Raw genomic sequence first — 9,779 nt, 5'->3', positions numbered from 1 at the left:
ACGTCTACGCCGCCGCCAAGTACGCCAAGGAGGTCGGCAGTGCGGCATTCGTCAACGCGATTCCCACCCTCATCGCCAACGACCCGGCCTTCGTCGAGCTCGCTAAGGAGAGCAACCTCGTTATCTTTGGCGACGACGGAGCCACCGGCGCCACCCCGCTTACCGCCGACGTCCTCGCGCACCTCGCCCAGAGGAACCGCTACGTCCTCGACATCGCCCAGTTCAACATCGGCGGAAACAACGACTTCCTTGCCCTGACCGACAAGGAGCGCAACAAGAGCAAGGAGTTCACCAAGAGCTCCATCGTCAAAGACCTCCTCGGCTACGACGCCCCGCACTACATCAAGCCGACCGGCTTCCTCGAGCCTCTCGGTGACAAGAAGTTCATCGCCATGCACATCGAGTACGTCTCATTCAACGGCGCCCACGACGAGCTCGTCATCACTGGCAGGATAAACGACAGCCCTGCTTTGGCTGGTCTGCTCGTCGACCTTGTCAGGCTCGGAAAGATTGCCGTCGAGAAGAAGGCCTTCGGAACCGTTTACGAGGTCAACGCCTTCTACATGAAGAACCCCGGCCCGAAGGAGATGCCCAACATCCCGCGCATCATAGCCCACGAGAAGATGCGCATCTGGGCCGGACTCAAGCCGAGATGGCTCTGACGGCAAGCTTTTAACTCTCTTTTCCTACTTTTCTCGGTGGGTGAGAATGAGCTGGAAGAGGGGAGCGTATCCTGAGTTCACGATTGAAGACGCGGTTGCGGTTCTGTTCCTGATGAAGAATCCCGTCGGAAGAAAGACGATTTCAGAGCTCATTGACCTTGGTGAGGGGAGCGTTAGAACGCTTTTGAGAAAGCTTTCAAGGATGGAGCTCATAGAGTCCTCCCAGAGGGGTCACGTCCTCAGCGATAGGGGGCGGGAGCTCGTTGAGAGGCTTTCGCAGGCTTTTTCGGAGGTTCACGCGGTTGGGAAGGTCGAGGGCTTCCCTGCCTACGCCCTAATCGTAAAGGACCCCCCTGAGTTCAAGAGCATCGAGCTTCGTGACGAGGCAATAAGATTCTTCGCCAAGGGTGCCATGATTCTCGTCGTTAAAAACGGAGAGGTAGTTTTTCCAGAGGACGGCAGGCCCCTTAGGGAGACCATGCCCGAGCTGGCGGAAAAGCTCTCCGTTCTTGGGCCGGAAGAAGGGGATATGGTCATCGTCACGTGGGCCGAGAACCCGGCCGATGCCATGAAGAGCGCCTACCACGTGGCGGTTTTCCTCAAGGACGTGCCGGAGGAGATAAAGTCACTCGTGAGGTGAGCCGATGGCCGAGAGCAGGCTTATACTCGCCCTTGACGTCTACGAGCGCGAGAGGGCCCTTGAGATAGCCCGCGAAACAGCGGCCTACCTCTGGGCGATTAAGGTGAACTGGCCCCTCATCATCGGTTCCGGACTGGACATAATCCCCGAACTCAAAGAGGAGACCGGCCTCCCGGTCATAGCTGACCTAAAGCTCGCGGACATTCCAAACACCAACCGGTTGATAGCGGGGAAGGTTTTCGAGGCCGGGGCGGATTACATCATAGTGCACGGTTTCGTCGGGAGCGACAGCGTTGAGGCGGTTATGGAGCTTGGAAAGACGATAATCGTCGTCGAGATGAGCCACCCCGGTGCGAGGGAGTTCATCCAGCCGGTAACGGATAGGCTGATAGAGCTCGCCAACCGGCTCGAGCCCTTCGGGGTCATAGCCCCCGCCACGAGGCCCGAGAGGGTAGCGTATATCCGCTCGAAGCTCAAACCGGGAATCAAAATCCTGACTCCCGGAGTCGGGGCGCAGGGCGGAAAGGCGGGCGAGGTTTTAAAGGCCGGCGCCGACTACATCATCGTGGGCCGTTCGATTTACGCGAGCGATAACCCGGAGGAAAGCGCGAGACGGATTTACGAGGAGGTGAGAGCGTGGAGCTGAAGGTCAAGCACCCCCTCAGCAAGAAGGAGGTAAAGGCCATAATCCGCGAGATGGCCGAGATTTTCGGCGAGGAGATAGCCGGGAAGATGCTGAGCAAGAAGGACCGCGTTGAGGTCGCCGAGTTCGACAAGACCACCGAAATCCTTCTCGTCAATGGAAAGCCCTTCTTCATACGGAGAAAGGGTCTGATTTTTCCGCTCGTCATAGCGCTCTACGAGCTGTCCAACGAGGAAGACCTGAGGAAGTGGCCGAGACGCGTTGTCGTTGACGAGGGAGCGGTTCCATACATCATCAACGGCGCCGACGTCATGGCCGCGGGCATAGTTGACGCCGACGAGAACATCAAGGAAGGCGACTTCGTCTTCGTCGTTGAAGAGCAGTACGGAAGGCCCCTCGCCATCGGAATAGCCCTGATGACCGGTAAGGCGATGAAGGAGAAGCCCAAGGGGAAGGCAGTGAAGAACATCCACCACGCCAAGGATAAAATCTGGAACGTCACGGTGGGATGAGATGAGTGAACCATCGAGGGGCAAGAAAATCCGCGTTCTTGTCGGTGGCGTCTTTGACATCCTCCACGTCGGTCACATCCACTTTTTGAAGCAGGCGAAAGAGCTGGGCGACGAGCTGGTTGTCATAGTCGCTCACGATGAGACCGTCAGGAGGAACAAGCGGAGGAACCCGATAAATCCGGCAGAGGACAGGGCGGAACTGCTGAGGGCGATAAAATACGTGGACGAGGTTTACATCGGCTCGCCCGGCGGGATAGACTTCGAACTCGTGAAGCGCATAGACCCGGACGTTATAGCAATCGGTCCGGACCAGAACTTCAACTGCGAGAAGCTCAAGGAGGAGCTGCGGAGGCACGGAATAGAGGCCGAGGTTATACGGGTTCCCTACCTTTACAAGAGCGACCGAGCGAAGACGAGCAAGATAATAAGGAGAATAGTCGAGGAATTCTGCGAGTGATTTGACGGCTTATTTTACCGCTGATTTGACCTCACCCGGGGTGGGGCCCTGAGTTCAAGGTCTCAGTTTTGAGATGTAATCGCGAAGGAACTCGGGGTCCTCCCTCTTCACGGCGCTTAAAAGTTCCTCGAACTTCTTCTCCCCGAGGGCGAGGCGGAGGTAGTAGTAGAGGTTGACGGCGTCTTCAACGATGGCGCTCTGCCTTCTCCCTTCCTCGGCGTAGAGTTGAATGAGCTTCATGTTCATGTCCCTGCTGACGTAGAGCGTTTTCTGCATCTTCTCCTTCTTCAGGTTGCGCTCCTTCTTGGGCTTACTCGGCTTCGTGAGCTCGTCTATCGAGCCGTCAAAGAGCTTTGGAATTTTATCCCTCGGCAATCCCAACCACCTCTTTCGCGAGCTTTAGGAAGGCCTTCGCGGCGCGACTCTTGCCGTCGAACTCGAATATGCTCTTACCCTCACTCTGGGCTTTCTCAAGGGCTATCGCCTTCGGAATCGTCGTGAGTATCGGTGCGTCCGGGTAGGTCTCCTTGAGCTCCCTGAGGCGGAGCTTCGGCACCTTGGTCTGCTTGGTGAACTTGTTGGGGACCAGTCCGAGCAGTTTAAGGTTCTCATTAGTTTCTTCGCGAATCATCCTCATGAGGTTGAACATGAGCTGCATCCCTATGACGCCGAAGTAGCTGAGCTCGAGCGGGATGAGCACGTAGTCTGAAGCGGTGAGCGAGTTGACGAGGAAGATTCCCATGCTCGGTGGGTTGTCTATTAAAACGTAGTCGTAGTCCGGTAGAACTGGCAGTAGAGCCTTCTCAAGCCTCCTCTCGCGGTTATAGGCGTTGATTATCTCGATTTCCTTTGCAGAGAGGTTCAGGTGGCTCGGAATGAGGTCGAGGTTTTCCCGGACGCTTATCAGGCTCTCGTCGATTTCGCTTTCCCTCGTCATGAGCGTTCCGACATGTCTTTCGGCGTAGTCGAGAACCCTCATTCCGATTAAACCAAAGGTCAGGTTGAACTGCGGGTCAACGTCAACGAGCAGGACGCGTTTTCCCATATCGGCCAGTGCGTAGCCGAGGTTCATCGTCAGGGTCGTCTTCCCGACTCCCCCCTTCTGATTGGCAACGCTGATTACCACTGCCATGGTTTTCACCCGAATGAGTTAAAAGAGTCAGGAAAGGTCCTCGAAGTCGTCAAGGACCCTGCTCACGTAGGGTGGAAGTCCGCCCTTCGGTTCCTCCCTCCTGGCTATGGTCTTGTAGAGCTTGTCCTCGAAGGACTCAAAGGTCTTCTTGGGCTTTGCGGGCAGGAGGGACTCCTTTGGTGCGAGCTGGAGTGCCGTTTCGCCTCCGAGAATGTGCGGACTCTTGACGCCGGTCATTATCACCATGGCCCTGACCATCTTGCCCATATCCTCGTCAATTCTGGCTCCCCACTTGATTTCGCTCTTCTCGCCAAGCTTCTCGTAGACGATATTCATTGCCTCGTTAATCTCGCCAAGGCTGACGTCCGGACCAACGGTGAAGTGGACGAGGGCCTTCTCACCGCTTCCGTACTCAACGTCGAGGAGCTTGTTCTGAAGGGCGTTCTTGACGGCATCGACTGCCCTGTTGCTCGAATCGCTCTCACCTATTCCAATCAAAGCCGCTCCACCGTTCTTCATGACGCTGTAAACGTCCGCGAAGTCGATGTTCACCATCGACGGAAGCTTAATCGTCTCGGTTATGCCCTTGACCATCCTGGCTATTATCTCGTCGGCGAAGCGGAAGGCCGCGTTTATCGGCAACTTGGGAACGAGCTGGAGGAGCTTGTCGTTCTCGATTATCACAACGGTGTCCGAGTAGTAGAGGAGCGCCTTTATTCCCGCCTTGGCCTTCTCAATCCTCAGCTTGCCCTCGTTTTTGAAGGGGAACGTTACAACGCTCACGACGAGGGGCTCTCTAAACCTACCGTTGTGCCTGGCGCGCTCCTTGATGACCCTCGCCACAACAGGTGCCGCACCGGTTCCGGTTCCGTTGCCCATTCCAGCGGTTATGAAGACGAGGTCAGCGTCGCCGATGGTCTCGGCAATCTCGTGGGCGCTCGCCTCGGCCGCGCGGTAGCCTATCTCGGGGTCTCCACCAGAGCCCTTACCCTGCGTTATCTCCTTACCGAGGAGGAGTTTTTTATGGGCCTTCGCGTGCTTCAGCGCCTGCGCGTCGGTGTTCATCGCTATGAGCTCTGCCCCCTGGACGCCGAGCTCGTACAGGCGAGTTATGGTGTTGTTACCGGAGCCACCAACACCAACTATAACAATCTTTATCAGGTCGTCGTCATCTTCTATGAGGCTCTCTTCCATCCTTGGCTTCTTTGGCTCGTCGTCAAGGTCTATCTTTATTCCCGCCTGCTCAAGCAGTTTAAACACCATCGCCCCAACCCCCAGCGTTGAGTGTGAGCTGATTTTATTCCTTATTTTAGGTCTTATTCGAGCGGCTTATTTTATAATGTAGTCAGGCGTTGAGCGGTTTTCAGTCTCAAGGCGGTACAGTTCCTTTTTCAAAAGCTCACGAATGGCCTCTCGGATGATTTCACTTCTGTTGGGATAGACACCCTTCTTAACAAGCTGGTCCATAGCGTTTATGAGGCCCTGTGGAAGTTGGACACTTATGATTCTCATCCTGCTCATTCCTGCACCACCACGTCCATTGAGCCGCTGGGATAGGTAGTGATTAATTAGTTAAATACTTTGTGCTTCTGTGTTAATATTTCTATATTATCTTCTTCAAAAATTTTTTGAAAAACCCTTTTAAGGTAGTGGTCTAAACGAAAAGACGGTGGTTCGGAAGTGATTCGCGTAACGGAGAGGGTCTTCATTGCAAGGGTCTCGGTTCGAAACGTTGAGGAGGTCATCCCTTACCTTGGGGGGAACGTTCAGATGGTCAATACTGGCTGTTGGAAGGCCGTTGCCTTCGCGTCGATACTCGCTCTTAGGGCATTTGAGCGGGGAACTAACCACGCGAAGACCCTCGGTGGAGAACTGCTCCTCCGCCTCGCCGGAACGCTCCAGATTAAGGACGCTATACGGGAGGTCGGTGCAAAGCCGGGCGAGAACTTCCTGGTGGTCTTCGGGAGTGAGGATGACGCGAGGAGGGTCCTTGAGGAACTGGGGCTGGAAGAGCTTCCCATCGGTGAGTGTCCCGAGGAGATTGCGAAAACTTTTTTTGAAAAATCCGCACTTGTCGAAGTTTTGTAGAAAAAATCACCTTTTTTCCAGCTTGGTTTGAGGATAAATTTATATATGAGCCCCTGCAGACCCCCGCAGTGCCCGGGGGGATGAGGAATGCGCTACAAGAAGAGAAAATACTTCCTCGCCGGAAGGATAAACATAATCCAGCGCTCGAAGATTAGGGAGCTCTTCGAGAAGGCCTCGAAGATGGAAAACGTTATCTCCCTCGGAATCGGCGAGCCCGATTTTGACACGCCCGAGGTGATTAAGGACGCCGCGAAGAGGGCCCTCGATGAGGGCTACACGCACTACACGCCCAACGCAGGTATTCCCGAGTTTAGGGAGGCCATAGCCGAGTACTACAAGGACTTCTACAATGTTGATGTTGATATTGACAACATTCTCGTCACCGCTGGTGCTTATGAGGCTACCTACCTGGCATTCCAGAGTATCCTCGAGCAGGGCGATGACGTTATCATCCCGGACCCGGCCTTCGTTTGCTACGTGGAAGACGCTAAGATAGCCGAGGCAGGAATCATCAGGATTCCCCTCCGCGAGGAGCACAAGTTCCGCCTCAACCCTGATGAACTCGTCGAGGCGATAACGAAGAGGACGAGGATGATTGTCATCAACTACCCCAACAACCCGACTGGAGCCGTTATGAAAAAATCCGTCGTCAAGGCTATAGCAGACATAGCCCAGGACTACAACCTTTACATCCTCAGTGACGAACCTTATGAGCACTTCATCTACGAGGGAGCTAAGCACTATCCGATGATTAAGTACGCTCCGGACAACACAATTCTCGCGAACTCCTTCTCGAAGACCTTCGCCATGACCGGATGGCGCCTTGGATTCGCCATAGCCCCGAAGCAGGTCATCAGGGATATGATTAAGCTCCACGCCTACGTCATCGGTAACGTTACGTCGTTCGTCCAGATTGCGGGAATAACAGCACTTCGCGATAAGAGGAGCTGGGAAGCCGTTGAGAGGATGAGACAGGTCTACGACGAAAGAAGGAGGCTCGTCCTCAAGTACCTCAACGAGATGCCACACATACAGCCCTTCAAGCCCAAGGGAGCGTTCTACATATGGGTCAAGATTGACCCCGAGCTCGACATGACTAGCGAGGACTTCGCGGACTGGCTCCTTGACAACGCGCGCGTTGTGGTCATTCCGGGAACTGCCTTTGGAAAGCAGGGTGAGGGATGGGTCAGGATAAGCTACGCGACCGAGAAGGACAAGCTCATCGAGGCGATGGAGAGAATGAAAGAGGCACTCTCCAAGCTGTGAGGTGGTTCGATGGAAAATCTCATCGCCGTTTTCGTTGCCATCTTTTTGGCCGAGCTCGGGGATAAGACACAGCTGACGACGATAGCCTTCGCCTCTAAGTACGGCTGGAAAACTGCTTTTATCGGTGCAATCCTTGGCCTCGCGGCCGTTAACCTCATTGGTGCCCTTCTGGGCGACGTCATCGGGGACGTCCTCCCCATGGAACTGATACACAAAGGCGCCGGGTTGCTCTTCATAGTCTTCGGCGTCCTGATGCTGCTTGGAAAACTCTAGGGGTGGTTGTCATGGACAAGAGGTGGTCAACGGTATTGATTAACACACTTCTCGTTGCTTCGGGCTTTGGAACGATGCACATGCTCGAGAAGTTCAAGAACGCGGTTTTGACGCACTACGGCATCACTGAGGCAATGATGGGCTATCAGCAGACCGCTTACGTCGTCGGTCTCTTTGTCGCGTTCCTCCTCGGCGGAACGAGCCTCTTCAAGGGCTCCTTCAAGAGGAGCGTGGCTTTAATCGTCAGCTTCGCCGCAATTCCGCAGTTCCTGATTCCCTTCATGCCCAGCTGGTGGGGTGTGGTTGCGCTCCGCTTCTTCCAGGGCTTTATCGTCGCTCTCATAGCGGTGTTCAGCAACCAGATTGGAAGGCTATTCGTAGCCGAAAGGCCCTTTGCCAAGGGTGTAATCCTGTCCGGAATCTTCTGGGGTGGAATCTACGGCATAAATCTCGCCAAGTGGGCAGGTGGAAGCGACGCGAGCTGGTCATCGGTTACCCAGGCGTTCCTAATCTCGGCCGTACTCATGTACGTCATGCTCGCAATCTGGTGGCTCTTCGTCGAGGACTTCGAGATTCCCAAGGAGAAGCACTCCTCGGGGGTCAACGTCTGGAAGATGCCCTTCACATGGGTCTTCGGTTTCACCTTCTTCCCGGCCCTGTGGATTATCTTCACCCTCGGTTCGTTTACGCTCCACAACGTGGAGTTCAGCGACTCCCAGGTGGCGAACCTCGTTATGACCCTTGAGGTCTCGATGGGTCTCTGGTCAATAATCATGGGCTACCTCGGCTACCGCCTCTCGGTTAAGAACACCAGCAACCGCGGTCTGTTCAAGGCCATCGTCAGCGTCATGACTCTCTCATACGCGGTAACCTTCGTGGGACTCTTCCTCGTCTGGAAGGCCATAAGCGCAAACGACTACACCCTCGCGCTCCTCGGAATAGCAATAACCGGAATCGTCCAGGGAACGGGTCCGGCCTTCTGGACCACCGCCCCAGCGGCCTACCCGAAGGAAATATACCCCGAGGCCAGCTTCGCCCTTGGACTCATCTCGAACTCAGCGAACGCGGTCGCTCCCAACGTCATGTTCGTCCTCGTGAAAAGCGTCACGACGGGGATGATAATCTACCTCGGCATGGCCCTGCTTGGAATACTCCTCCTGCTGGCCTCGAGCAGGATGAAGCTCCCGGTCGAGGAGCTCTCTTAACTCCTTTTTCTTATCACGTGGATGTCCCTGACCAAGCGATGCCTCTCCTCGTAGTCGAGGTGCCTCGACAGAACCTCGAAGCCCAGCTTCCCGAGCCATCTCCGCTCCTTCCGGTAGATGCTCCCGTCCCTCAGCCTGTATGCGGGGAAGACGAAGACGGCCCTCCCGTTCCTCTTTAGGACGTCTGAGAAGCTCTCGAAGACCGAAAAGTACAGCCTGTCCAGCTCGTTGGCAAGCTTTATCGCCTCTCCCCTGCTCGGGTTCCTCTTCAGGGGCTTCCCGAGGTAGGGCTCGGTAACTATCGCGTCAAAGCGCTCGCAGAAACAGCGCTTCAGCTTCCTTGCGTCGCAGACCTCTATCCTCGCTGAGTTTTTGAGCCTGAACTCCCGCCTGAGCCACTCGATGTTCCGCCTCGCTTCCCTCACCCTTTCATGGTCTCTGTCGCTCCCGTAAGCGGGCAACCCCTGGAGGACGAACTCCTGAAGGACCGTTCCGATACCGCAGAATGGGTCGAGGAAGAGGCCCTTCCTCACTTCGGTGAGGTTCACCATTATCCTGGCAAGCCTCGGTGGAATCGAGAGGATTGGCCTCTGAACTGGTCTTTCCACGTCGAGTTTCTTCAGCTCGAAGGGGTCGGTAACCTTAACCGTCTCGCCCACGAGGAAGCTCCCGTCGTCGCGGAACAGGAAAACGATGTCCTTAACCTCTGGGAAGCCCTTCAGAATCAGCTCTGCCGGCATGGAGTAAACCTTAGCGGGCTTGAAGAACTTGGCGGGGCCTTCCCTTTTGAACTCCCTCTTTACGGCGCTTCCCAGCTTCCGCCAGAGCCTCCAGTCGTCCCTTCCGTAGAGGCTGACAGTGAAGAGCCTGACATATTCAAGGTCTCTTATCGCTTCCTCGC

The 9,779-nt window shown here is 55.3% G+C and carries 13 protein-coding genes and 1 pseudogene; 9 read left to right on the top strand and 5 right to left on the bottom strand.

The window, feature by feature from the left end; all coding sequences use genetic code 11:
- The 5 genes and pseudogenes from MVO87_RS02190 to MVO87_RS02170 form a co-directional block, all read left to right on the top strand.
- Positions 1–662 (top strand): annotated as a pseudogene (locus tag MVO87_RS02190) (inositol-3-phosphate synthase); the annotation flags it as partial.
- A gap of 46 nt (positions 663–708) precedes the next feature.
- Positions 709–1,302 (top strand): DUF4443 domain-containing protein, encoded by a 594-nt coding sequence (locus MVO87_RS02185; protein ID WP_297513091.1) that lies wholly within the window; start codon positions 709–711, stop codon positions 1,300–1,302.
- Between the two features lie 4 nt (positions 1,303–1,306).
- Positions 1,307–1,948 carry an orotidine-5'-phosphate decarboxylase gene (gene pyrF, locus MVO87_RS02180; RefSeq protein WP_297513089.1) on the top strand — a complete coding sequence of 214 codons (642 nt, stop codon included), beginning with the start codon at positions 1,307–1,309 and terminating at the stop codon, positions 1,946–1,948.
- Entirely contained in the window at positions 1,939–2,457 is a 519-nt protein-coding gene (locus MVO87_RS02175) for an RNA-binding protein (RefSeq protein ID WP_297513087.1), read from the top strand. The genes pyrF and MVO87_RS02175 overlap by 10 nt, the downstream gene beginning before the upstream one ends.
- Position 2,458: 1 nt before the next feature.
- Positions 2,459–2,914, top strand: a complete 456-nt coding sequence (locus MVO87_RS02170; protein ID WP_297513085.1) for an FAD synthase family protein — start codon at positions 2,459–2,461, stop codon at positions 2,912–2,914.
- 54 nt (positions 2,915–2,968) lie between these two features.
- On the opposite strand, the gene MVO87_RS02165 is transcribed toward MVO87_RS02170, so the two are convergent.
- The 4 genes from MVO87_RS02165 to MVO87_RS02150 form a co-directional block, all read right to left on the bottom strand.
- Positions 2,969–3,289, bottom strand: a complete 321-nt coding sequence (locus tag MVO87_RS02165; protein WP_099212146.1) for a CopG family transcriptional regulator — start codon at positions 3,287–3,289, stop codon at positions 2,969–2,971.
- Complete coding sequence (locus tag MVO87_RS02160) at positions 3,276–4,046, bottom strand: ParA family protein (protein WP_297513081.1); 771 nt, start codon at positions 4,044–4,046, stop codon at positions 3,276–3,278. Before MVO87_RS02160 ends, MVO87_RS02165 begins: the two co-directional genes overlap by 14 nt.
- Positions 4,047–4,073: 27 nt before the next feature.
- Positions 4,074–5,309, bottom strand: coding sequence for a cell division protein FtsZ (ftsZ, locus tag MVO87_RS02155; protein ID WP_297513079.1), 1,236 nt, complete (start codon positions 5,307–5,309; stop codon positions 4,074–4,076).
- 66 nt (positions 5,310–5,375) lie between these two features.
- Positions 5,376–5,567, bottom strand: a complete 192-nt coding sequence (locus tag MVO87_RS02150; protein WP_042691673.1) for a ribbon-helix-helix domain-containing protein — start codon at positions 5,565–5,567, stop codon at positions 5,376–5,378.
- A 159-nt stretch (positions 5,568–5,726) separates the two neighbouring features.
- Here MVO87_RS02150 and cgi121 point away from each other — a divergent pair, with 159 nt between their 5' ends.
- From cgi121 to MVO87_RS02130, 4 genes are all read left to right on the top strand, one after another.
- Entirely contained in the window at positions 5,727–6,134 is a 408-nt protein-coding gene (gene cgi121, locus MVO87_RS02145; RefSeq protein ID WP_297513076.1) for a KEOPS complex subunit Cgi121, read from the top strand.
- An 87-nt stretch (positions 6,135–6,221) separates the two neighbouring features.
- A complete protein-coding gene (locus tag MVO87_RS02140; protein ID WP_297552036.1) occupies positions 6,222–7,400 on the top strand; it encodes a pyridoxal phosphate-dependent aminotransferase in 1,179 nt (392 codons plus the stop codon).
- Between the two features lie 9 nt (positions 7,401–7,409).
- Positions 7,410–7,673, top strand: a complete 264-nt coding sequence (locus tag MVO87_RS02135) for a TMEM165/GDT1 family protein (RefSeq protein ID WP_297513072.1) — start codon at positions 7,410–7,412, stop codon at positions 7,671–7,673.
- 11 nt (positions 7,674–7,684) lie between these two features.
- Entirely contained in the window at positions 7,685–8,878 is a 1,194-nt protein-coding gene (locus MVO87_RS02130) for an MFS transporter (protein WP_297513070.1), read from the top strand.
- Here MVO87_RS02130 and MVO87_RS02125 read toward each other — a convergent pair.
- Positions 8,875–9,779 (bottom strand): TRM11 family SAM-dependent methyltransferase (locus MVO87_RS02125; protein ID WP_297552034.1); only part of this gene is annotated, 905 nt, incomplete at its 5' end. The two genes, MVO87_RS02130 and MVO87_RS02125, sit on opposite strands and share 4 nt — an antisense overlap.

Origin of the sequence: Thermococcus sp., from assembly GCF_027063845.1 — an archaeon.
Taxonomy (GTDB): domain Archaea; phylum Methanobacteriota_B; class Thermococci; order Thermococcales; family Thermococcaceae; genus Thermococcus.
Note: the sequence above shows the minus strand (reverse complement) of the source record. Positions and strands in the feature narration are given on the sequence as shown.

What these genes read in the sequence shown, in the direction of transcription:
- MVO87_RS02135 (WP_297513072.1), top strand. Translation starts at nt 7,410, where the DNA reads ATGGAAAATCTCATCGCCGTTTTCGTTGCCATCTTTTTGGCCGAGCTC.
- MVO87_RS02160 (WP_297513081.1), bottom strand. Translation starts at nt 4,046, where the DNA reads ATGGCAGTGGTAATCAGCGTTGCCAATCAGAAGGGGGGAGTCGGGAAG.
- MVO87_RS02130 (WP_297513070.1), top strand. Translation starts at nt 7,685, where the DNA reads ATGGACAAGAGGTGGTCAACGGTATTGATTAACACACTTCTCGTTGCT.
- pyrF (WP_297513089.1), top strand. Translation starts at nt 1,307, where the DNA reads ATGGCCGAGAGCAGGCTTATACTCGCCCTTGACGTCTACGAGCGCGAG.
- MVO87_RS02170 (WP_297513085.1), top strand. Translation starts at nt 2,459, where the DNA reads ATGAGTGAACCATCGAGGGGCAAGAAAATCCGCGTTCTTGTCGGTGGC.
- MVO87_RS02150 (WP_042691673.1), bottom strand. Translation starts at nt 5,567, where the DNA reads ATGAGCAGGATGAGAATCATAAGTGTCCAACTTCCACAGGGCCTCATA.
- MVO87_RS02140 (WP_297552036.1), top strand. Translation starts at nt 6,222, where the DNA reads ATGCGCTACAAGAAGAGAAAATACTTCCTCGCCGGAAGGATAAACATA.
- ftsZ (WP_297513079.1), bottom strand. Translation starts at nt 5,309, where the DNA reads ATGGTGTTTAAACTGCTTGAGCAGGCGGGAATAAAGATAGACCTTGAC.
- MVO87_RS02185 (WP_297513091.1), top strand. Translation starts at nt 709, where the DNA reads ATGAGCTGGAAGAGGGGAGCGTATCCTGAGTTCACGATTGAAGACGCG.